The 21,481-nt window shown below is 66.8% G+C and carries 18 protein-coding genes and 2 tRNA genes; 5 read left to right on the top strand and 15 right to left on the bottom strand.

What is annotated here, in order from left to right:
- Nucleotides 1-91: 91 nt before the first annotated feature.
- The 3 genes from pyrH to rpsB all read right to left on the bottom strand — a co-directional run bounded on the left by pyrH (nucleotide 92) and on the right by rpsB (nucleotide 2,927).
- Nucleotides 92-829, bottom strand: a complete 738-nt coding sequence (gene pyrH / locus AC6EUH_RS05510) for a UMP kinase (RefSeq protein WP_056432622.1) — start codon at nucleotides 827-829, stop codon at nucleotides 92-94.
- 222 nt (nucleotides 830-1,051) lie between these two features.
- Entirely contained in the window at nucleotides 1,052-1,888 is an 837-nt protein-coding gene (gene tsf / locus AC6EUH_RS05505; protein ID WP_056432625.1) for a translation elongation factor Ts, read from the bottom strand.
- A gap of 157 nt (nucleotides 1,889-2,045) precedes the next feature.
- The gene (rpsB, locus tag AC6EUH_RS05500; RefSeq protein ID WP_056432628.1) at nucleotides 2,046-2,927 is read right to left on the bottom strand and encodes a 30S ribosomal protein S2; all 882 of its coding nucleotides are present in this window, start codon (nucleotides 2,925-2,927) and stop codon (nucleotides 2,046-2,048) included.
- Between the two features lie 450 nt (nucleotides 2,928-3,377).
- Here rpsB and AC6EUH_RS05495 point away from each other — a divergent pair, with 450 nt between their 5' ends.
- On the top strand, nucleotides 3,378-3,962 hold the full coding sequence (locus tag AC6EUH_RS05495; RefSeq protein ID WP_499738022.1) for a murein hydrolase activator EnvC family protein: 585 nt from the start codon (nucleotides 3,378-3,380) through the stop codon (nucleotides 3,960-3,962).
- A gap of 52 nt (nucleotides 3,963-4,014) precedes the next feature.
- Here AC6EUH_RS05495 and AC6EUH_RS05490 read toward each other — a convergent pair whose 3' ends face one another.
- The 6 genes from AC6EUH_RS05490 to AC6EUH_RS05465 form a co-directional block, all read right to left on the bottom strand.
- Entirely contained in the window at nucleotides 4,015-5,205 is a 1,191-nt protein-coding gene (locus tag AC6EUH_RS05490) for an acyl-CoA dehydrogenase family protein (RefSeq protein WP_056432634.1), read from the bottom strand.
- 260 nt (nucleotides 5,206-5,465) lie between these two features.
- Nucleotides 5,466-5,542: transfer RNA gene (locus AC6EUH_RS05485), tRNA-Ile, on the bottom strand.
- 77 nt (nucleotides 5,543-5,619) lie between these two features.
- Complete coding sequence (locus AC6EUH_RS05480; protein WP_056432637.1) at nucleotides 5,620-6,816, bottom strand: glycosyltransferase; 1,197 nt, start codon at nucleotides 6,814-6,816, stop codon at nucleotides 5,620-5,622.
- A 79-nt stretch (nucleotides 6,817-6,895) separates the two neighbouring features.
- Nucleotides 6,896-7,825, bottom strand: a complete 930-nt coding sequence (locus AC6EUH_RS05475; RefSeq protein WP_056432639.1) for a DMT family transporter — start codon at nucleotides 7,823-7,825, stop codon at nucleotides 6,896-6,898.
- Entirely contained in the window at nucleotides 7,825-8,466 is a 642-nt protein-coding gene (locus tag AC6EUH_RS05470; RefSeq protein WP_056432642.1) for a CDP-alcohol phosphatidyltransferase family protein, read from the bottom strand. Before AC6EUH_RS05470 ends, AC6EUH_RS05475 begins: the two co-directional genes overlap by 1 nt.
- Nucleotides 8,467-8,521: 55 nt before the next feature.
- The gene (locus AC6EUH_RS05465; protein ID WP_499738021.1) at nucleotides 8,522-9,415 is read right to left on the bottom strand and encodes a phage holin family protein; all 894 of its coding nucleotides are present in this window, start codon (nucleotides 9,413-9,415) and stop codon (nucleotides 8,522-8,524) included.
- A gap of 184 nt (nucleotides 9,416-9,599) precedes the next feature.
- Between AC6EUH_RS05465 and AC6EUH_RS05460 the strand changes: the two genes are divergently transcribed.
- Both AC6EUH_RS05460 and AC6EUH_RS05455 read left to right on the top strand, forming a co-directional pair.
- Nucleotides 9,600-10,823 carry a multidrug effflux MFS transporter gene (locus AC6EUH_RS05460; RefSeq protein ID WP_499738020.1) on the top strand — a complete coding sequence of 408 codons (1,224 nt, stop codon included), beginning with the start codon at nucleotides 9,600-9,602 and terminating at the stop codon, nucleotides 10,821-10,823.
- A 688-nt stretch (nucleotides 10,824-11,511) separates the two neighbouring features.
- Nucleotides 11,512-11,919 (top strand): hypothetical protein, encoded by a 408-nt coding sequence (locus AC6EUH_RS05455; protein WP_499738019.1) that lies wholly within the window; start codon nucleotides 11,512-11,514, stop codon nucleotides 11,917-11,919.
- A gap of 76 nt (nucleotides 11,920-11,995) precedes the next feature.
- Here AC6EUH_RS05455 and AC6EUH_RS05450 read toward each other — a convergent pair.
- The 6 genes from AC6EUH_RS05450 to AC6EUH_RS05425 form a co-directional block, all read right to left on the bottom strand.
- Nucleotides 11,996-12,068: transfer RNA gene (locus AC6EUH_RS05450), tRNA-Asn, on the bottom strand.
- A gap of 110 nt (nucleotides 12,069-12,178) precedes the next feature.
- Nucleotides 12,179-14,119 (bottom strand): DNA primase, encoded by a 1,941-nt coding sequence (dnaG, locus tag AC6EUH_RS05445; protein ID WP_056432654.1) that lies wholly within the window; start codon nucleotides 14,117-14,119, stop codon nucleotides 12,179-12,181.
- A gap of 52 nt (nucleotides 14,120-14,171) precedes the next feature.
- On the bottom strand, nucleotides 14,172-15,461 hold the full coding sequence (locus tag AC6EUH_RS05440; protein WP_056432657.1) for a deoxyguanosinetriphosphate triphosphohydrolase: 1,290 nt from the start codon (nucleotides 15,459-15,461) through the stop codon (nucleotides 14,172-14,174).
- Complete coding sequence (gene dusB / locus AC6EUH_RS05435) at nucleotides 15,454-16,635, bottom strand: tRNA dihydrouridine synthase DusB (RefSeq protein ID WP_499738018.1); 1,182 nt, start codon at nucleotides 16,633-16,635, stop codon at nucleotides 15,454-15,456. The genes AC6EUH_RS05440 and dusB overlap by 8 nt, the downstream gene beginning before the upstream one ends.
- A gap of 65 nt (nucleotides 16,636-16,700) precedes the next feature.
- Nucleotides 16,701-18,155 carry a YibE/F family protein gene (locus AC6EUH_RS05430; RefSeq protein WP_499738017.1) on the bottom strand — a complete coding sequence of 485 codons (1,455 nt, stop codon included), beginning with the start codon at nucleotides 18,153-18,155 and terminating at the stop codon, nucleotides 16,701-16,703.
- A gap of 85 nt (nucleotides 18,156-18,240) precedes the next feature.
- Nucleotides 18,241-19,614 (bottom strand): FAD-binding oxidoreductase, encoded by a 1,374-nt coding sequence (locus AC6EUH_RS05425; RefSeq protein WP_499738016.1) that lies wholly within the window; start codon nucleotides 19,612-19,614, stop codon nucleotides 18,241-18,243.
- 247 nt (nucleotides 19,615-19,861) lie between these two features.
- Between AC6EUH_RS05425 and AC6EUH_RS05420 the strand changes: the two genes are divergently transcribed.
- The gene (locus tag AC6EUH_RS05420; protein ID WP_499738015.1) at nucleotides 19,862-20,620 is read left to right on the top strand and encodes an alpha/beta hydrolase; all 759 of its coding nucleotides are present in this window, start codon (nucleotides 19,862-19,864) and stop codon (nucleotides 20,618-20,620) included.
- Nucleotides 20,620-21,480, top strand: coding sequence for a DUF1295 domain-containing protein (locus AC6EUH_RS05415; protein ID WP_499738014.1), 861 nt, complete (start codon nucleotides 20,620-20,622; stop codon nucleotides 21,478-21,480). The genes AC6EUH_RS05420 and AC6EUH_RS05415 overlap by 1 nt, the downstream gene beginning before the upstream one ends.
- Nucleotide 21,481 lies beyond the last annotated feature (1 nt).

Here is a 21,481-nt window from a genome sequence, read left to right as displayed (position 1 = left end):
CTGGCGGGGTGCTGCACGGTCTTGGTGGCGTTCCGCCTGCTGGCCCCGGGCTTCGAGGTGCGGAAATGTCCTGAAAACATCCTAGCCGCTGCTAGGGGGTGACGACGGTGCCCAGGTCCTCGCCCAGGATGGCCCGGGTGACGTTGCCCTCGCCTTCCATGCCGAACACCACCATGGTGAGGTTGTTGTCCTTGCACATGGTCATGGCGGTCTGGTCCATCACGCGGATGTCGCGGCGCAGCGCATCATCGTAGCTGAGGTGGTGCAGCTTCTCGGCCGTGGGGTCCTTCTTCGGGTCCGCGGTGTAGACGCCGTCGACCCCGCTCTTGGCCATGAGGACGACGTCGGCGTGGACCTCCATGGCACGCTGGGCGGCCACGGTGTCGGTGGAGAAGTACGGCAGTCCGGCGCCGGCGCCGAAGATGACCACACGGCCCTTTTCCATGTGGCGGATGGCGCGGCGGGGAATGTATGCCTCGGCGACCTGGCCCATGGTGATGGCGCTCTGCACACGGGTTTCGACGCCGGCCTGTTCCAGGAAGTCCTGGAGGGCCAGGCAGTTCATGACCGTGCCGAGCATGCCCATGTAGTCGGCGCGGGAACGGTCCATGCCGCTCTGCGACAGTTCGGCGCCGCGGAAGAAGTTTCCACCGCCGACGACGATCGCGACCTCGACGTCGGGGACTGCCGCGGCGATCTGCTTGGCCACGCCGCGGACTGTATCGGGATCGACGCCCAGCTTGCCGCCGCCGAAGACCTCGCCGGAAAGCTTCAACAGGACTCGGCGCCGGCTCTTCTTTGGCTGGGCTGAAGTAGTGACGGTTTCCATGGTGCCTTCCCGTTGGTGAACTCTGCAAAAGGTTATCGTGCCGGGGGCCAAAGGAGTCATTCGGCCCGGACCCGGATTTTCCTGGACTGCCCGGATCTACCCGGGACTACCCGGTTTTTTCCGGGACGGTGTCCCGGGTGCATGCAAAAGGGGTGGCCACCGCAGTGACCACCCCCTCAGCGTGTCTGACTAGTGTCTGACTAGTGTCTGACTAGTGTCTGACTAGGAACCGACGCGGAAACGCGTGAATGCGGTGCCCTTGACGCCGGCCTCTTCGAGGACCTGTGCGACAGACTTCTTGGCATCCTTGGCGAATGCCTGGTCGAGGAGGACCTCGCCCTTGTAGAAGCCCGTGACGCGGCCTTCCACAATCTTGGTCATTGCTGCTTCGGGCTTGCCTTCAGCCTTGGCGGTCTCCTCGGCAATGCGACGCTCGGACTCGACGAGCTCGGCCGGAACATCCTCGCGGGAGAGGTAGTTCGGGGACATCGCGGCAATGTGGACGGCGACGTCGTGGGCTGCGGTGGCAGCTGCTTCGCCTTCGCCGTCAACAGCGAACAGGACGCCGACCTGGGCCGGGAGATCCTTGGAGGTCTTGTGCAGGTAAGCGTCGACCGTTGCGCCCTCGATGCGGGAGATGCGGCGGACAACAACCTTCTCGCCCAGAACGGCGCCCTCTTCGACGACGACCTCGGACAGCGGCTTGCCGTCGACCTCGGTGGCCAGCAGGGTCTCGAGGTCGGCAGCGCCGGACTCGACGGCAATGGCCAGGACCTTGTCGGCGAGCTGGATGAACTTGTCAGCCTTCGCGACGAAGTCGGTCTCGCAGTTGACTTCGATCATCACGCCAACGCCGCCGTCGACCTTGGCAGCAACCAGGCCTTCTGCGGTGGAGCGGCCTTCGCGCTTGGTGGCGCCCTTGAGGCCCTTGATGCGGATGATTTCGATGGCCTTTTCGGCGTCACCGTTGGCTTCGTCAAGAGCCTTCTTGACATCCATCATGCCGGCGCCCGTGCGCTCGCGCAGAGCCTTGATATCAGCGGCAGTGTAGTTCGCCATGTGAACCCCTCTGTCTAGAAATTTTGTGTGGTGTACGGACTGACAGGACGGCAGCTCACCTTGTGAGCGGCCATCCTGTCAGTTCCCCTGCGCCGCGGAGAGCGTGCGGGGAGATCCGGATTTATTTGTCAGCTGAGCTGGCAGTCAGGGTGTCTGACTACTTGGCTTCGCCGGCGGCGTCGTCGGCAGCCGGAGCTTCCTCGGCAGCAGCGGGTGCTTCTTCAGCGGCCGGAGCGGCTTCTGCGGCCGGAGCAGCAGCAGCTTCTTCGGTCTTGCTGCCTTCGAGGAGCTCGCGCTCCCACTCGGCCAGCGGCTCTTCCGGTGCTTCCGTGGTGCCGGTGGCGCGCTGGTTGCGGGCGATGAGGCCCTCAGCAACGGCGTCAGCAACAACGCGGGTCAGCAGGTTGACGGAGCGGATGGCGTCGTCGTTGCCCGGGATCGGGAAGTCGACTTCGTCCGGATCGCAGTTGGTGTCCAGGATGGCAACAACCGGGATGTTCAGCTTCTTGGCTTCGTCGACAGCAAGGTGTTCCTTCTTGGTGTCCACGATCCACAGCGCGGAAGGCGCCTTGGTCAGGTTGCGGATACCACCGAGGTTGGTTTCCAGCTTGGTGAGTTCGCGGCGAAGGAGCAGCAGTTCCTTCTTGGTGTAAGCGGAACCGGCGACGTCGTCGAAGTCAATCTCTTCGAGTTCCTTCATGCGCTGGATGCGCTTGGAGACCGTCTGGAAGTTGGTCAGCATACCGCCGAGCCAACGCTGGTTGACGTACGGCTGGCCAACGCGGGTGGCCTGCTCGGCGATGGATTCCTGCGCCTGCTTCTTGGTGCCGACGAAGAGGACGGTGCCGCCGTGTGCAACGGTGGCCTTCACGAACTCGTAGGCACGGTCGATATAGGACAGCGACTGCTGCAGGTCAATGATGTAGATGCCGTTGCGCTCCGTGAAGATGAAACGCTTCATCTTCGGGTTCCAACGGCGGGTCTGGTGTCCAAAGTGGACGCCGCTGTCAAGCAGCTGGCGCATAGTTACGACGGGCATGCCGACGCTCCTTCCGGCAGGTCATTCATGAGACAGCCCATGGGCTGTCTTACCCTGCCAATAGTTGACGGTTGATTAGCAACACCCAGGCGGGCGGTGCTCCTGGCATCCACTGCGCTTCTTATCCCGACGATGGGCCGGGACCGAAAGAGGCGCAGTCCTCCGCACCCTGAAGAGTTGAAGCTTCGAATGAGGAGGGCTGGATACGCGTAGTCAGCCACTGCTTCCCCGCACCCCTGAATGAGGCGTGCCGGCTTGATCAAGCGTGAGGGCACAGCAAACTGCTCCACCAAGTGTACTACAGGGGCGGTGCCAAAATGGACGGTTTCCGGGGGCTGCGGAGGGTCTTCGCAGGGGCTGCGGAGGTGGCCGCAGCCTGCTCTCCTTGCTGTATCCACATAGCCAGCGGCGGCGCTTACAGCAAAACGGCGGCAGGTGCAGGCTGGGTGTATGAAGATTCCGGCGAACCGTGCCGCCTTTGTTCCCGCCCTGCTTCTCGCCCTCGCCCTCGTGGTGGGGTCAGCGGGCGCTGGCCCGGCCATGGGGTCCAGCCCCAACGGCCGCCCAAGCTCCGGCATCACGCCTGGCCCGGGTTCCGGCATGGCGGCCGGCGGCTGGAGCTGGCCGCTGAATCCCCGGCCCGCCGTTATGCGCGCCTTTGATCCGCCGGCAAGGCCATGGCTGAGCGGTCACCGCGGCGTAGATCTTCAGGCCCGGTTCGACGGCGCCCCGGTCACCTCACCGGCGGCCGGGACGGTGAGCTTTGTCGGCATCGTGGTGGACCGCCCGGTCATCACCATCGACCACGGAACCGGATTGCGGAGCAGCTTCGAGGCAGTGCGCAGCGATCTCAACCCGGGCGACGCCGTCGCGGAGGGAGAGGTCCTGGGGTGGATCCAACCCGGCCACTGCGGACCGGGGCCCTGCGTGCACTGGGGCGTCCGCCGCGGCGATGAATACCTCAATCCGCTGGCCTTCGTGACAGACCTGCGGCCCTCCGTCCTGCTCCCTCCCGTGGATCCCGCGCCCGGATAGGGCGCGGCGGAGATGCGCAACGAAGGGCCGCAGCCAGGCCCGGCGCCGCGGGCTAGACGATCGCGGAGATGCCGGTGATCGCCCGGCCGGTGACGAGCGTGTTGATCTCGTGCGTTCCTTCGTAGGAGTAGATGGCCTCGGCATCCGAGAAGACCTTGGCCATCTCATAGTCGGTCACGATCCCGTTGCCGCCCAGGATGCTGCGGCCGAGGGCTACGCTCTCCCGCATCCGCGCCGTGGTGAAGGCCTTGGCCAGGGCCGACTGCTCGTCCTTGGCCTGGCCGAGGTCCTCCAGCTGGGAGAGCCGGACCATCATGCCCATCGAGCTGACGGCGTTTCCGAGGATCTGCACAAGCTGATGCTGCACCAGCTGGAAGGAAGCGATCGGCCGCCCGAACTGGCTGCGCTCCACCGCGTAGCGGCGGGCGACGTCGAAGGCCGCCAGCTGCTGGCCGACTGCCTGCCAGGCAACGGCCAACCGGGTGACCTTAAGGACCTTGTTCGTGTCGCGGAAGCTGTTGGCGTTCGCGAGCTTGAAGAAGTCCGGTACCACCACATTGTCGAGGGTGATGTCCGCGTTCTGCACGGTGCGCAGCGAGATCTTGTTCTCGATCTTGGTGGCGCGGTAGCCCTCGGTCTTGGTATCGACGAGGAACCCCTTGACCTGGTTGTCAGCGAGGTCCCGGGCGTAGATGACCACCCAGTCGGAGAAGGTGGCGTTTCCGATCCAGCGCTTGGCGCCGTTGAGGATCCAGCTGTCGCCCTCCTTGCGCGCCGTGGTGCGGGTGCCGCCGGCGACGTCTGATCCGCCGAGCGGTTCAGTGAGGCCGAAGGCGCCGATTTTCTTGAGGGAGTAGATGTCCGGCAGCCACGCTTCCTGCTGCTCCTGGGAGGCGAGTGCCTCGATGGAGCCGGTGAAGAGTCCGTCATGGACACCCATAAAGGTGGCGATGGACGTGTCGGCACGGGTTGCCTCGGCGTGCATGATTCCCGCGAAGACGTTGGAGTAGCCCTGCCTCCGGACCGGGCTGACCAGGTCGATCTCGGCAAGCTTCGGGATCAGGTCCATCGGGAACTCGGCGCGGTTCCAGCAGTCGACGGCGATCGGCTTGACCTCGCGTGCGAGGAACTCGCGGACCTCTGCGAGACGGTCCTGCTCCTTGCCGCTGAGCAGCTGCTCGAAGGCGAAGAAGTCGCCATCGGCGTACGGGAGGTTGTTGATGTCAATGTCAGCTTTGGACATGGTGTTCCTTCACGTGTGATCAGCGGCGACCAGAATGACGCCGGCTCCGCGCCTGCGCTATGTTACTCATCAGTAACTTACCGCAGTGAGCAAGCCCCCGCAAGTGACGGAACCCATCGGGACGTGCGTCGCCGGGAAGGTTCCTGCCAGGCCAAGGCGGCACAGCGCCGGAGTCGGGCGAAACGAGAAAGGAGCCGGGCCGACGTCGAAACATCGGCCCGGCTCCCGAGGACGCGGATCCCGGTCCGGGTTCCGCGTGTTGGTAGGGCTACTCGGACTTGAACCGAGGACCTTAGGATTATGAGTCCCGCGCTCTAACCAGCTGAGCTATAGCCCCGTGGGCCCGGAAACCGGCCCGGCGAAGGCCGGATGGTTCTCGGGCGAAAATCACTCTAACAATAGTAGTGGCCCGGCTCAGACCACGAGGTCGTCGTAGCTTGCGCCGCAGTAGAGATCCTCGAAGGCCTGCAGAGTCCGCTCGATACTGTGGCTCTCCACCATCCCCCGGCTGGCCTTGCCCATCGCCGCCTGCTCATCCGCCGGACGCGACAGGACGCGGACCATCTTGGCCGCGAGGTCGTCGCTGTCGTTGGGCGTGAACAGGTAGCCGTTTTCGCCGTCCCGCACCAGGTGCGGGAGTGCCATGGCGTCCGCCAGCAGCACCGGCGTGGACGCGGACATCGCTTCCAGCGTCACGAGGGACTGCAGTTCGGCTGTGCCCGGCATGCAGAACAGGTCGGCGGCGATGTAGGCCCGGCGGAGTTCGGCGTCGCTCGCCAGTCCCAGGAACTTGACCCGGTCCTGGAGACCCAGCCTCGCGACCTGGGCCTCGAGCGCCGGCCGCACCTCGCCGCCGCCTACGATCTCGAGGTGGACGTCCAGCTCCTTGGGAGTCTTGGCAACGGCCTCGATCAGCACGTCAACGTGCTTCTCCTCGGCGAGCCGGCCGGCGAACAGCACCGTGGGGCTGCTGTGCCGGGCCACTTCCTCACCCGGCTTGAGTTCGTAGGCCGCCGAGTCGATGCCGTTGGAGAGCGGCAGGACCTGGCGGAGGAATGCATGCTGGTGCATCGCCTTCGCGGCCAGCGGCGTGGGCGTGGTGACGACGTCGGCCTGGCCCATGACCTTGCCCATGTCCTTCCACGAAATGCGACCCACGATGTCCTTGAACCATTGCGGGAAAGGAAGGAAGGGGTTCAGGTTCTCGGGCATAAAGTGGTTGGTCGCCACGATCCGGATGCCGCGCTTGACGGCCTCGTAGAGCACGTGCTCGCCGATCATGTAGTGGCTCTGGATGTGCACCACATCCGGCTGGATCCGGTCGAACAGCAGGCTGATTTCCTTCTTGATCTCCCACGGGAAGGTAATCCGGAAGTACTCGTGCGTGGGAACTGAGTGGGAGCGGATCCGGTGGACTGTGCCTTCGTCGCTGAACTCGGTGTAGCTCTTGCCCTTGTCCGGACGGCAGGCCAAGACGTGCACATCGTGTCCGCGTGCCGTCATGCCCTTCGCCAGGCGGTAGCCGAACATCGCAGCGCCATTGACGTGGGGCGGGTAGGTGTCCGCGGCTATCAGGATGGTCAGCGGATGCTGGTGGTCAGGCATGGTCACGTGGAGAGCTCCTGGTGGTCACGGTGCGGGCAGCTGGATCTGAAGTGGCCGGCTGGCCGTCGGCGCAGGCGTACCGGGCCTACTGCTGAAGTCTGGTCTTGTCCTGGGCCGCCCGCCCCGCGGCCTTCCGCGCGTCCTTCTTGCGCTTGGTGACTTCGGGGTGGTGCCTGGACAAGGCGATCACTCCCACGATAGCAAGCAAACCGGCCGCGCCCATCGCAATCGCCGTCACGGCGTGGACATCCGGGCGGAGTTCGCCGAGGATCGTGATGCCGATCCCGATGCCCACGATCGGGTCGATCACGGTCAGCCCGGCTATCACCAGATCCGGCGGGCCACCGGAGTAGGCGTTCTGGACGAACCACGAGCCTAGGACGCCGGCGGCCACAATCGCGACCACCGAGTACCATGGCACGTTCAGCACACCCAAGCCGTTGGGATCCAGCAGGTGCTTGCCGATGATCCGGGTCAGGACAGCGACAAAGCCGAACAGGATGCCCGCGCCAAGGATGTAGATGAAGGCGCTCATCCGGTGCCGGAACACCAGGGCGAGGGTCCCGAACAGCCCGACAGCCAGGGCCAGCAGCAGCACCACCGTCAGCTCGTCAGAGGCGCTGACCTGGTGGTTCTCCTGAGTGACGTTAACCGCCAGAATCACGAACAGGGCCGAACCCGTGACGCAGGCGGTGATGGCCACTACCGTGGCCCGGTTGATGCTCAGCCCCTGGTCCTTGGCGTTGACGATCGTGGTGATAACGAGGGCGATCGCTCCGATCGGCTGGATCACGGTCAACGGCGCCATCACCAGGGCGACCGAGTTCAACGCCATGCCCACGCAAAGGAGCAGCAGACCGAACACCCAGCGGGGATTGCGGAGCAGCCGGAGCATGCCATGGTTGCTGAGCGCCAGTCCCCCGGTATCCGCCTTGACTGCACTGCCTTGGCGCTGGGCGCCGAACGCGAGGCAGAACGCGCCCAGGACGGCCAGCAGTACGGCGAACCACATCATCAGCGGCTGCCGCCGTCGGCGTCGGCGTCGGGCATGCTGCTCTTGACCTTTTTACCCTTGCGGATAATGGCCCAGAAGTAGTTGTAGGCGGCAATCCAGTGCCCCACGAGGCCCAGCCCGAGGAAGATCCAGGCGGCCACGAAGTACGCCTCGGCGCCCGGGACAGGAAGTTTCGAGAGGACGAGCAGCGGCGTGCCGACCAGCAGGAGCGCGGTCCGGATCTTGCCGATCTTGCTGACGGGCAGATCGGGGTGGCCGTGGAAGTAGTAGAGCGACAAGGCGAGCAGGATGGCGTCCGGGATGAGGAGCGCCGCGAGGTACCACCATTCGACGACGCCGGCGACTACCAGAGTGACGGCAACCGCGATCAGCGACAGACGGTCCGCGATGGGATCCATGATCCGGCCGAGGTTGGACATTTGGTTGAAGCGGCGGGCCACGTAGCCGTCCACCCAGTCGGTGCTGCCCATGATGGCAAGGACGAGTGCCGCATAGCCGTACTCCTGAACCCCAAGGACGAGCCAGACGAAAAGCGGGACGCCGAGGAACCTCACAATGGTCAGGACATTGGGGACGGTGAAGACCCGGTCGTGGTGGATCTGGGCCTGACCAGGCCGGGAACCAGCGCCGATGAACTTCATCCAGTCCCCCTTTCCGTGGCCGGCAACGATTGGGCGTTGCAGTTCAGCGGGCTGCCTAGCCCTTGATGAATTTGCGCAGGAGGAACACGAGGGCGGCTGCTGAGGCGGTGAGCGCAACGAGCGGCTTCCACCGCTGGCTCAGCTGGTCGGCCATGCCGGTGCCCTCCCCAGTGGCGCCGGCAGGGGTCGCCGGACGCTTCGCTGTGCGGGCCGCCGCGGACCGGAAACCGGCCACCTTGCCGCTGAGTTGTTCCTTGCCGTCCCGCAGCTTCACCTGGGCCGCGGCCAGCAGCGCCTGGGCCTGGGTTTTGACGTCGAGTTCCTCGTTGAGTTCATCGCGGACCCCGGTGAGGTGCGTGCGGCGTTGGTCCACCCGGCGTCGCAGCTCCGCTTCGGTGGGCGGCGGACCGAAGTCCGGCTCGGCGGCCTTCTTGGCTTCCTTCTCAGCCTTGGCCTTCGCGGCGGCCTCCGCCTTGGCGGCTTTGGCCGCCTTGTAGACGTCGGACTCCGGGTCCAGCACGGCAGGATCGAAGGCGGCGCCTTCTTTGGCGATGCCGAGGTCGTACTTGATGCCACGGATCGTATCCTCGGGAACCAGCGGCATGGCTTTCTTGAACTTGCCGACCCCCACCAGGCCCGCGATGGCGGCGATCACCAGGAAAACACCACAGACGAGCAGCGCCGCGAGCCAGGCGGGCATGATCGTGGCGAGGCCCATGATGGCGGCAACGATGAGGCCGACGACCAGGAACGCGACAAAGGCCAGCGCGACGGCGAGAAACGCAGCGGCGACACCGACCGCGATGCCCTTGCGCTTGAGCTCGACTTTGGCGAGGGCGATCTCGTCGTTGAGCTGCCGCGGAGCCAGCTTGAAGATCAGTTTGAGGGTTCTGGGGAGTGCGGAAATGCGCAGCCCCTCGCTTGTCCCGCCGCTGTGACGTCCGCTCATCGGTCCCGCCTAACTGGTTACATCCATGATTCCCGCTTTCGCGCGGCTTGCCGGTCTGCGCAGCTTCACGCACACCCCGGTGTCAAAACTACCATTCAGGCTCCTGACCGGGACGCGGCGGCGGGCTGTGGCGCGCCCTGGCCGCACACGGGAACGGGTGCCGCGAGCCCTAGGATTGACCTCTGTGACTACACCCACCAATCCCGGCGATTCCCTGAGCCGCCGCCGCAAGCTCCTCTACATACTGATGCTCGGCGCCCTCACCGCCTTGGGACCCTTCACGGTGGACCTCTACCTTCCGGCCTTCCCGGCACTGGAGGAGAGCCTGGGCGTCTCCGAGGCGGCCGTGCAGCTGACGCTGACCGGCACCACGATCGGTTTTGCCGTCGGCCAGCTTGTGGTGGGCCCGCTCAGCGACAAGTTCGGCCGCAGGATCCCGCTGATCCTGGCGACTGCGGTGCACATCATGGCTTCCCTGGGGGCGGCGCTCTCAACCGACATCGCGACTCTGGGCACCTTCCGGGTACTGATGGGCATCGGCGCTGCGGGGGGCGGTGTGGTGGCCATGGCCATGGTTCGGGACCTGTTCAGCGGATTCGCCATGGTGCGGATGTTCTCCCGGATGGCGCTGGTGAACGGCCTGGCGCCGATCCTCGCGCCGGTGATCGGCTCGCAGTTGCTGCTGTTCATGCCGTGGCCGGGGATCTTCTTCTTCCTGGCCGGCTACGGCATGTGTGTGCTGATTGCCGCCGTGTTCGTGGTGCGCGAGACGCTGCCCCGGGAACTCCGCGGAAAAACGGGCATGACCGCCCGCCAGCGCTACGGCGTCCTGTTCACCGACCGGATCTTTGTTGGGCTGTTGTTGGTGGGCGGAATGAATTTTGCCGGGCTGTTCACCTACCTTTCCGCGTCGCCGTTCCTCTTCCAGGACGTCTACGGCTTCAGCCCGCAACAGTATGGCCTCCTCTTCGGCATAAATTCCCTCGGCATTGTCGCCGGGGTGCAGACCAGCTCGCGGATCATCCGGAAGGTACCGCCGCAGTGGATCCTGGCCTGCTCCACGGCATGGATGTTCCTGATGGCCGTCCTGATCGTGATCTTCGACCAGCTGGGCTTCGGGCTCTGGGGTGTCATGGTGCCGCTCTGGTTCTATATCCTTGGCGCCGGCTTCACGTTCCCCTGCGTCCAGGTGCTGGCGCTGGCCAAGCACGGTGCGCAGGCCGGCACCGCTGCCTCCCTACTCGGTGCTGCGACCTTCCTGATGGCCGGCCTCATCTCGCCGGTGGTGGGCTGGTTGGGCGTCTCCTCCGCCACCCCGATGGGCGCCGTCCAGGCCGCGTGCATCTTCCTGGCGGCAGCCGCGCTCTGGCTGGTCGTCAGGCCCCGCACCGTCCCGCCGATCCAGTAGCCCGACACCCGGCGCCTTCCCCCACTGGACATGTCCAGTCGCTGCGGCCAGGACTGAGCATATGGGCGCTATGTCCCCTCGATGCCACCAACATTGGACATGCCCCCCTGCGGAGTCGGGCCCGGCGCATTCCCCGCTGGGCATGCCCGGTCGCCACGGTCAGGACTGAGCATATGGGCGCTATGTCCCCTCGATGGCGCCGGCAGTGGACATGCCCCCTTGCGAAGTTAGGACCCGGCCGCCTACCCCAATGGACATGTCCAGTCGCCACGGCGAGCGGAACCTCGGCCAAGTCAGAAAGCGCTCCTGCCCAGTTGCCTGCCCCGAGACTGCCTTAGGCCCGAAAAAAGCCCCGGAATCTCCCGGGAGATTCCGCTGCGCTTCACAGCAACTGGGAAGGAACGTCGCGAGGCGGGCTAACTCCGGCACCGGGCAGCCTCCCCCACTGGGCATGTCCAGCGGCAAGGACTGCACCCGGCACCTTCCCCCACTGGGCATGTCCAGCGGCGACCCCGGCACCGGGCAGTCTCCCTCGCTGGGCACGTCCAGTCGCCGCGGCCAGGAATGAGCATATGGGCCCTATGCCCACTCCCCGGCGCCGGCAGGGGGCATGTCCCGGAGGGCGGGGCACGCGGCTGGCGCCCACCGGCCCTGTTCGCGCCCACCCCCGGGCGATAAAGTTGTAGATGTGCCCCACTGGAAGGAACAGCCGCCCCTACCGGCCACGTGGCAGCGGTGTGACGCCGGCATTTTGCCTCTGTGGTGGGATCGCTTGTGCAGCCAGACCAGCCAGCAGTCGGCGGCGCTCTTCGCGGCTGGACTCTTTGCCGAGGACCGGCGGCGACCGATCGCCCAGTGGTACAACCCGGCCTACGATTCGGCGCTCCTGGTCGCCCCCGAGACCTCCCCCGAGTGGCCGGTGCAGCGCTTCGGCATCTTCTATGCCCCGCCAGGCGGCGGGTTCACCCAGATCCATTCCGCCCCGCACGAGTGGCACCCGCGCGAACCCCGCAAGTCGCCCACCGAGTTCGACGCCTTCCAGGGGGCCGTGGCGGAAGCCGAGCGGTTCCTGCAGGTGGAGATGTACTTCGTCTAAGGACGGGACGAGCCGCCGTAAGAGGGCACAAAAAAGGTCCCGCAGCCAGTGATTCACCGGCTGCGGGACCTGTCCGCTCCTCCTGCTGGACTTGAACCAGCAACCCTTCGATTAACAGTCGAATGCTCTGCCAATTGAGCTAAGGAGGAATGAAGCGGATATAAGCCTAGCAAACTCCCGGCCGGGAAGTGAAATTGACCCCGAACGGGTACCCCCGAATGGGACCAGTCACGACCGCCGAACGGGACAATCCGCGATATCAGCCCTCCGAGCGCAGCGACCGCCGTTGCATCTCCAGCTGCATAAGTTCGCGGTTCAGCCGCTGGAACTCCTCCGGGGCGGAGGTCGCGTCCAGCCGCTGCAGCTGTCCCATCTTTTCAGCCTTGACCCTGGTGATCTGCAGCTCGAACAGGCGTGCCAGGATGTCCCGGCAGTAGCGCAGGACGCCGTCGGCGGTGCTGGCCGGCAGCGGCACGACGGACAGCTCGGACACGAGCGGGCGCAGTGGCTCCGGGACCTCGTGCAGCAATTGTTCCACCCAGCGCACGGGGTCGCCGGTGAGCGCCAGCCCGCTGGCCCGGATGGCCTCGTGGATGGCCAGGTAGGCCGGCGTCGAGAACCTCGCCTCGGAGAAACGCTGCCAGGTCTCACCTTCCAGCATCCCTGGCTGTTGCAGGGCAACCTCCAGCGCCTGCCGTTCCATCGCGGCCACGGGGTCGCGCGGGTCCGGCCGGTTGAACGACGGCAGGGCGGGCGACGGCGGCAGGGGCGCAACTCCCGGCGCGGATCCCGCGCCGTATCCTGAGCCGCGGCCCTGGCTGTTTCCCTGCCCCTGGTGGCCGGAACCGGCGCTGCCCGACGGCGGCTGGGCCGCACGCTTGGCGGCGGCACCCACGGCACGGCTGACTTCCTCCACCGGCATGCCCAGCCAGCCCGACAGTTCCCGGGCGTAGGCGGGGCGGATGCCGGCGTCACGGATCTGGGCGACTACCGGGGCGGATTCGCGCAGGGCCGCGATCCGGCCCTCGACGGTGTCCAGGTTGTGCCGTTTCAGGGCGGCGCGGATGGCGAATTCAAACAGCGGGCGCCGGGTGCCGATCAGGTCACGGACGGCGGCGTCCCCCTTGGACTGGCGCAGCTCACAGGGGTCTGCGCCGTTGGGTTCCACGGCCACGTAAGTCTGCGCGACGAAGCGCTGGTCCTCCTCGAAGGCGCGCAGGGCCGCTTTCTGGCCGGCGGCGTCGCCATCGAAGGTGAAAATGACCTCGCCGCCGCTGCCGTCATCGGAGAGCAGGCGGCGGGCAATCTTGATGTGCTCGGTGCCGAACGCCGTACCGCAGGTGGCGACCGCCGTCGGAATCCCGGCAAGGTGGCAGGCCATCACGTCGGTATACCCCTCCACAACGACGAGCTGGCGGTCCTTGGCGATGTTGCGTTTGGCGAGGTCGATCCCGTAGAGGACCTGAGACTTCTTGTAGAGCGCGGTCTCCGGGGTGTTGAGGTACTTGGGGCCTTGGTCGTCCTCGTATAGCTTGCGGGCACCGAAGCCGATGGTCTCCCCCGCGATGTCCCGGATGGGCCAGATCAGCCGGCCCCGGAACCGGTCGTAGATCCCCCGGCCGCCTTCGGAGAACATTCCCGTCAGTTTCAGTTCAGGATCGGTGTAGCCCTTGCCGCGGAGGTGCTTGAGCAGGGAGTCCCAGCCCTGCGGGGCGTAGCCGACACCGAATTGGTCCGCTGCCGCGCGGTCGAAGCCGCGGGCGTGCAGGAAGTTGCGGCCCTCAGTGGCACCCGGGGTCAGCAGCTGGGCGCGGAAGTACTCGTCGGCGACCTTGTGGGCATCGAGCAGGCGCTGCCGCCGGCCGACGTCTTCGCGGTTCGGTCCGGAGCCGCCGTCCTCGTAGCGGAGCTCGAAGCCGATCCGGGCGGCCAGTTTCTCCACGGCTTCATGGAACGACGTGTGGTCCAGTTTCTGCACGAAGGAGATGACGTCGCCGTCCTCGCCGCAGCCGAAGCAGTGGTACCTGCCCACCTGGGGGCGGACGGTGAACGAGGGTGACCGCTCGTCGTGGAAGGGGCACAGGCCCTTGTAGGAGCCCAGGCCCGCGCCCTTGAGCGTCACGTAGCCGTCGACGACTTCCTTGATGTCCGTGCGCTGGCGTACTTCGTCGATGTCTTCACGTTTGATCAGGCCGGCCACAGTGCCATCCTAGTACCCGGGTACGACGCCGGAGGGCCGGTTATGGCGCCAGTCACCACAGCGACGGCAGGCTTCCGACGAGCCGCTCGTACATGGCCAGCGCGGAGCCGTCCGTCAGCGACGCGACCTGGTCGATCACCACACGCAGCCGAGCGCCGTCGTCGGCGGCGTCGCGCCAGTCGGCCGCGAACATCGGCTCCAGATGGCGGTCGCCGGTGGCGCTCAGGGCGGTGACGAGGGCGTGCAGGACTTCGCGCTGGCGTTCGTAGATGGGCTGGCGGTGCTCGGTGGTCATCACGAAGGTGGTGGCCAGGCCCTTCATCACGGCGATTTCCATCACAGTCTCGTCCGGAACGATCAGCTCCGCGTTGTAGCGGGTCAGGTTTTCCGGGCCGTACACCGCGCGGGTGGACGCCAAGGCACTCTGGCAGAACCGGCCGATCAGCTGGCTGGTCATGTCCTTGAGCGCGGCCATGGACTTGCGGCTGCCGTCGGCCTCGCGGACCCAGACGCTGGTGGCTTCCAGCCGGGCGAGGGCGGCATCGATCGCGGCGGGGTCGTTGTGCGGCAGGTACCACTGCTTGGCGTAGCCCACCACGCGGGCACGGTGGTCCGGATTATCCATCCAGCGGAGCTGGAAATGGCCGGCCACGATAGCGTCCTCGACGTCGTGCACGGAGTAGGAGATGTCGTCTGCGAGGTCCATGACCTGCGCTTCAAGGCAGGAGCGGCGCTCGGGGGCGGCCTCGCGGATCCAGTCGAAGATCGGCAGGTCGTCCTCGTAGGCGCCGAACTTGCTGGTCCGCTCGCCGTGGATGACGGGGGCATTCTCGGCCGACCAGGGGTATTTCGCCGCGGCGTCCAGGCTGGCCCGGGTGAGGTTCAGTCCGGCGGGCCGCCCGTCCAGGGCAACGACTTTGGGTTCCAGCCGGGTCAGCAGGCGCAGGGTCTGGGCGTTGCCTTCGAATCCGCCGATCGCGTGGGCGACTTCGTTGAGGGCCGATTCGCCGTTGTGGCCGAAGGGCGGGTGGCCGAGGTCGTGGCTGAGGCAGGCGGTGTCTACGACGTCCGGATCGCAGCCCAGGGCACGGCCCAGTTCGCGGCCCACCTGGGCCACCTCGAGGCTGTGGGTGAGGCGGGTACGGACGAAGTCGTCGGTGTCCGGCGCCACCACCTGCGTCTTGGCCCCGAGCCGGCGGAGGGCCGAGGAGTGCAGCACGCGTGCGCGGTCACGTTCGAAGTCGGAGCGGTAGGTGGACTTGGGCGGCTCTTCCACCCAGCGGGCGGAGTCGCGGGCCACATAGCCGTCCAGTACCGGTGCCGTGGTCCTGGTTTCAGCCACCGGACACGTCCAGTTCGGCGTGGCAGATCTCGCGGGACTGCTCGGCGTCCATGTTGCGGTCCAGGAGCCAGTCCTTGGGGAGGGCGGGCTTCTTGGGCGAACCCGCGCGGCCGCGCGGGCCTTCCGCGTCAACGCCGGGGTACGGCGAATCGAGGTCCAGCTGGTCGAGCGTCGCGCGGAGCACTTCGAGGCTGGTTACCATCGCCAGTTTGGTCCGCAGTTCGCTGCCGACCACGTACCCCTTGAAGTACCAGGCCATGTGCTTGCGGATCTCGCGGAGCGCCTTGCCTTCGTCGTTGCCGAAGGTTTCCACCATCAGCTCGGCGTGGCGGTACACGCCTTCCGCCACCTGCCCCAAATCCGGTTTGTGGCGGGCGTCGCTGCCTTCGAAAGCGGCCATGAGGTCTCCGAACAGCCACGGGCGGCCCTGGCAGCCGCGGCCCACCACAACGCCGTCGACGCCGGTCTCGCGGACCATGCGGATGGCGTCCTCGGCGGACCAGATATCGCCGTTGCCGAGTACCGGGATGTCCGGCAGCGCTTCACGCAGGCGCGCGATCGCGGACCAGTCGGCCTGGCCGGAGTAGAACTGCGCGGCGGTGCGGCCGTGGAGTGCGACGGCGGCGACGCCGGAATCGCGGGCGATCCGGCCGGCGTCGAGGTACGTGAGGTGGTCCTCGTCGATGCCCTTGCGCATCTTGATGGTCAGCGGGACGTTGCCCCTGGAGGCTTCCTTGACCGCGGTCTGCACGATCGAGGTGAAGAGGTCGATCTTCCAGGGCAGCGCGGAACCGCCGCCGCGCCGGGTCACCTTGGGCACGGGGCACCCGAAGTTGAGGTCGATGTGGTCCGCGCGGTCTTCCTCGACGAGCATCCGGACGGCCCGGCCGACGGTCACAGGGTCCACACCGTAGAGCTGGACGGACCGGACTTTCTCGTCGTCGTCGTGCGAAATGATGCGCAGGGATTCCGGCGTGCGCTCCACGAGGGCACGGGACGTGACCATCTCGGCGACATACAGGCCGCCGCCGTATTCACGGCAGAGCCTGCGGAACGCGGAGTTGGTGATGCCCGCCATCGGAGCCAGGATCACGGGGGTGTCCACCGTGAGGGGGCCCAGCTTCAGGGGCGGGAGTTCCAGCTTGGGGGCGGGAGGGGTCGCTACAACAGTCACCCGTTCATTGTCTCAAATCCGGGCAAATCGGCAGGATCCGCGCCGGCCATGTGGAAAACCCGGCGTCAGTCCGGGACGGCGGCACGGCGCCCGCGGCGCCCCTCCGGCGGCGTGTCGAACGCCCCGCGGCGCCCCGCCGGCGCCGTTTCGAGGGCCTCGTCGGGCGCGTCGGCGTCGACCTCCGGCCGCCGGCCGGCGTCGTCGCTGAGTGCGCTGTCTTCCAAGGCCCTGCTCCGGGAAGACCCGACGCCGGTTGCCGTCGTGCCGGCGGCCTTCATTCCCGTTGCCTTGACCACGAGCACGGCGATCAGCGTGGTGACCGGGATCGCCAGGACCAGCCCGACAGAGCCGACGAGAGTGCGGATGACTTCCTCGGAGAGCTCGGCGCTGGTGAGGGCGTCACCGAGTGGCCGCTCGTAGAGCATCACCAGGATCAGCACCGGCAGGGCCGCACCGGCGTAGGCGAACGCGATGGTGTACACGGTTGAGGCGATGTGGTCCCGGCCGATCCGCATGGCTGAGGTGAAGAGCTGGCGGGCGGACGTTTCCGGGGCCAGTTCCCAGAGCTCCCACACGGCCGAGGACTGGGTGATGGTGACGTCGTTGAGGACGCCCAGGCCGGAAATAATGAGGCCGCAGAGAATGATGCCGGAGATGGAGATGTTGTCCGAGATGTTCGCGAGGGTGGCGGAATCATGGCTGCCGACGCCCGCGAGGTTGGCGGCGTCGGTGGCCCAGGCGGCAAGCAGCGCGGTAATCGCCAGGCCGAACATCGTGCCAAGCAGTGCCGTCGAGGTCCGGGCGGAGAAGCCGTGGGCGAAATACAGCACCCCGATCATGATGACGGTGGACCCCACCAGCGCCAGCAGGAGCGGCGGCTTGCCCTCCACCAGTCCCGGGAGCATAAAGGACACCAGCACACCGTAGGCGCCGACGAGGCCGATCAGCGCGCGCAGCCCGCGCCAGCGCGCGACGGCGATCACGACGACGGCATAGAGTACCGCGAGGAAAATGATCGGCAGGGTCCGGACGAAGTCGACGAAGACGTAGGCCGGGGTGCCCTGCGCGGCGGCGCCCTGGGCCTTGGAGAGATTCAGGTAGCGGATGTTGTCGCCGGTCTTCACGCCGTGGGATTTGGCGACGTCGGGGTTGATGACCACCTTGACGGGGTTGCCGCCCCGGTCCGGGTCCGTGAACGCAAAAGTGCACTCGGACCCCTGCTGCGGCGCCGCGTCCGCCCCGGCCGGTCCCTGCTGGGTGGCGTCCATGCAGCTGCCGGTGACAACGCGCTGGATCTTTCCGGTGTCGAACGTGACTCCCGGTGCGGCCGCGTAGGGGCTGGCCAGCGTGATCCCCTCTTTGCTGCCCGAGGGCCACAGCAACGCCATCGCCACGAGCGTGAGCAGCGTCAGCGGGATCAGGATGGCGGCCAGAATGAGGTTGGCCCGCTTCCGGGCGGCGAGCGCCCGGGGCGTCGGTTCCGTCTGCCCTTGTGGAGCGTGTGAATGTCCGGCGCCCATCAGCAGTTCAACCTCATGCCGAAGACTTTACGGGGTTTCGGGGCGCCGTCAGGACGCGTGATGTGCCGGGAATGCCCGCAAAAGGCTACCCGGGCGAGATGTTCTGGTTCACGTGGAAGAGGTTCTGCGGATCGTATTTGGCCTTGATCCCGCGCAGGCGGGTGTAGTTCGGCCCGTAGTTTTCCGCGACCCGGGGCAGATCGTCGCGGTCCATGAAGTTGATATAGCCGCCGGGAGCCGAATGGGGGCGGAGCGCCTCCGCGTATTCCCGCACCCAGCTGACTCTTGCATCATTGTCTGCCGGATTGTCCCAGAAAGCGGCAATAACCGGGGCGAACTTCACGTCACGGTTGGCGAACGCTGTTTCTGTCGTCCCCACGCGCTGGACCGCTCCGTCAATGGGGTAAAGATGCACGGCGGTTTGGACGGTGGGAATCGTTGCCCCGTAGCGGATGTGCTCTCCGATGGCCGCGTCCGTGAGATCCGTCATGAAGTCCGCTTTCCAATAGCTCAGGATTCCCTTGGGCTGCAGGGCATCGAAGGCCTGGTTGAGGGCCGGGTAGGGCATCGGTCCCATCATGGAACCCGCCACCGGGGCGACGTCGAGGAATGGCTGCCAGCGGGCCGCACCCTCGGTCTGGTCTCCGGTCCACATCCCGACCACTATGCAGACCGGCTTCCCGTGCCACTCCTCGGGCAGGAACGGCACCGGCGGGCCCAGGGCGAACGCCAGAAAGGCTCCCAGTTCTTCGGGTGCCGACGCCAGGTGGTCCCGATAGAACCTCGACACGGTTTCGGCGTGCTCCAGGGGGTAGACGACGATACCGACGTATACCATGTCCACCGGGTGCAGACGGTATTCCAGTGAGGTCACGACGCCGAAATTCCCACCACCGCCGCGCAGCGCCCAGAAAAGGTCGTCGTTCTCGCTTTCACTGGCCGTGAGGAACTTCCCGTCCGCGGTGACGACGTCGGCCGAGATGAGGTTGTCGCAACTGAGCCCGTATTTCCGGGCCAGGTAGCCTATCCCTCCGCCGAGGGTGAGCCCGGCGACGCCTGTGGTGCCGACGATGCCGCCGGGGGTCGCCAGCCCGAAGGCGTGCGTGGCGTGATTGAAGTCCGCCCACGTGGCCCCGGCCTCGGAGCGTGCCGTCCTGTTTGCCGGATCGACCCGGACGCCCCTGGTATTGACGAAGTCGATGACGAGGGCATCATCCCAGGTTCCGAACCCCGGGGCGCTGTGGCCCCCGCCGCGGACGGCCAGGTCCAGGGAGTTGTCCCGGGCGAAGTTGACACTGGCGATGACGTCCGCCACCTGCGACACGCGGACCACCGCGGCCGGCCGCTTGTCGATCATTCCGTTGTGCACTGCCCGCGCGGCGTCGTAGTCCGCATCGCCGGGCGTGATGACCTGCCCGCGGACTTGCTCGCGCAGGCTATCGAAGATCGTTCCGTTCATTTCTGTACCGTCGATTTCGTCGTGGTTCCGACCCGGACGGCGATCTCTGTGCTCCCAGCCGGCATGACGTCCGGAGGTTTACGAGCACTGGCTTACTCCTCCGCCCCGGAACCGTCAAGGGGATCCGGCCCGCGGCCGGAGGGGCAGCACCGCACGACGGCGATTACGCCGCCCCATCTTCCGGAGGCGCCGCTCCGAATGTTCAATAGCATGATGGAATTGACGGACGAGACGTGGAGGACACAGCGTGGCCAAACGCAAGGTAGACGACCGTGAACCTGCAGCGCCGGGCGCCGGGGCAGGCGCCAGGGCCGTGTTGAGCATTGCCGGGGCCGCCGGGGAAACCCGGGGGGTCGCCCTGGTCCTGCACGGCGGCCGCGCGGACAGCTATGAATCCGTCCGTGGGACGCACCTCAGCCCCGCCCGGATGCTGCCCTTCGCACGGGCCCTCCGGCGTGCGGGCGGCGGCGACGGGCTGGCGGTCTGGACCCTCCGGAACCGGTACCGGGGCTGGAACGGGAAGGACATGTCCCCCGTCGAGGACGCCCGCTGGGCGCTCTCCCACATCAGCCGCGAACACCCCGGCGTCCCCATTTATCTCCTCGGCCACTCGATGGGCGGTCTTACCGCGCTTTGCGTCGCGGACCACCCGCAAGTGGAGGCCGTCGTCGCCCTCGCGCCCTGGCTCAACGGCGAAACCCCGGTGAACCGGGTGGCCGGCCGCCGGATTCTGATTGTCCATGGCACCGAGGACCGCTGGACCAGCCCCGCGAACTCGCTCGCCTACGCCCGCCGGGCCGACGGCGTCGCGGAGTCCGTGGACTACGTCGCCCTCAAAGGGGCCGGGCACTTTATGTTCCGGCGGGTGGGCCTGTGGAATTCACTCGCGAACGGCTTCATCCTTGATGCCTTCGCCCGCAGTTCAGGCCGGAACGACGACGGCGGCGCCGACGCGTTCCGCAGCCTCCTGCCCGCGTCCGGCGCCAGCCTCCCGGTGGTGCTGTGATGCCGGACTTCCCGCTGGGGGCTTTCCTGGCCAGCCTGCCATGGGTTGCGGCCGGGATCGCGGCCCTGCTGGCCGTCACGTTCGCCGTCGGAGTCCGCCAGAGCCGCCATTCCGTCATCGACACCGTCTGGGGGCTCGGCTTCGTCGTCGCGGCCGCCATCTCCTGGTTCCTTTCGGCCGGACACGGCGACGGCGCCCGCCGCCTGCTGCTGCTGGCGCTCGTGGCGGTGTGGGGCATCCGCTTGGCCCTCCACATCGGCCTCCGGGCCCGGGGCGGTCACGAGGACCCCCGGTACGTGGACATGCTCTCCTCCGCCCCGGGGTCCCGCAACGTCTACGCACTGCGCAAGGTCTACCTGCCGCAGGGCGTGATCCTGTTCTTCGTCTCGCTCACGGTCCAGGTGGGAATGCTCAGCACCGGAGACCTCGGCTGGCTGGCCTGGCTGGGCGTGGTGCTCTGGGTAGTCGGTTTTGTCTTCGAGACGGTCGGTGACTGGCAACTGTCGCAGTTCAAGGCCGATCCGTCGAGGCGCGGAACTGTGCTCGACACCGGGCTCTGGCGTTACACGCGCCACCCGAACTACTTCGGCGACGCCGCCGTCTGGGCCGGGATATTCCTGGTGGCCGCTGATTCCTGGCCGGGCGTGCTGACTGTCCTCTCCCCCGCGCTGATGATCTGGTTGCTCGCCGGCAAATCCGGCAAGCCCCTCACCGAGAAGGCCATGTCCGCCCGCCCCGGCTATAAGGAGTACGTGGAATCCACTTCGGGTTTCCTGCCGCTGCCGCCGCGCCGGCCGCGCAGCGGCGGGCACCGGCCGGGCGGACCCCAGCCCGACCAACAGAAGCCGGGCGGGCGCTGAC

This window comes from Arthrobacter sp. 001422645 (genome assembly GCF_059816125.1).
The sequence above is the reverse complement of the archived record's forward strand: the minus strand, read 5'-3'. Positions and strand labels throughout refer to the sequence as shown.

Bases quoted from the DNA above. Each gene is read 5' to 3' on its own strand.
- AC6EUH_RS05425 (WP_499738016.1), bottom strand. From the start codon at position 19,614: ATGAACGGAACGATCTTCGATAGCCTGCGCGAGCAAGTCCGCGGGCAG.
- AC6EUH_RS05475 (WP_056432639.1), bottom strand. From the start codon at position 7,825: ATGATGTGGTTCGCCGTACTGCTGGCCGTCCTGGGCGCGTTCTGCCTC.
- tsf (WP_056432625.1), bottom strand. From the start codon at position 1,888: ATGGCGAACTACACTGCCGCTGATATCAAGGCTCTGCGCGAGCGCACG.
- AC6EUH_RS05495 (WP_499738022.1), top strand. From the start codon at position 3,378: ATGAAGATTCCGGCGAACCGTGCCGCCTTTGTTCCCGCCCTGCTTCTC.
- AC6EUH_RS05470 (WP_056432642.1), bottom strand. From the start codon at position 8,466: ATGAAGTTCATCGGCGCTGGTTCCCGGCCTGGTCAGGCCCAGATCCAC.
- AC6EUH_RS05465 (WP_499738021.1), bottom strand. From the start codon at position 9,415: ATGAGCGGACGTCACAGCGGCGGGACAAGCGAGGGGCTGCGCATTTCC.
- AC6EUH_RS05430 (WP_499738017.1), bottom strand. From the start codon at position 18,155: ATGGGCGCCGGACATTCACACGCTCCACAAGGGCAGACGGAACCGACG.
- pyrH (WP_056432622.1), bottom strand. From the start codon at position 829: ATGGAAACCGTCACTACTTCAGCCCAGCCAAAGAAGAGCCGGCGCCGA.
- AC6EUH_RS05490 (WP_056432634.1), bottom strand. From the start codon at position 5,205: ATGTCCAAAGCTGACATTGACATCAACAACCTCCCGTACGCCGATGGC.
- rpsB (WP_056432628.1), bottom strand. From the start codon at position 2,927: ATGCCCGTCGTAACTATGCGCCAGCTGCTTGACAGCGGCGTCCACTTT.
- AC6EUH_RS05415 (WP_499738014.1), top strand. From the start codon at position 20,620: ATGCCGGACTTCCCGCTGGGGGCTTTCCTGGCCAGCCTGCCATGGGTT.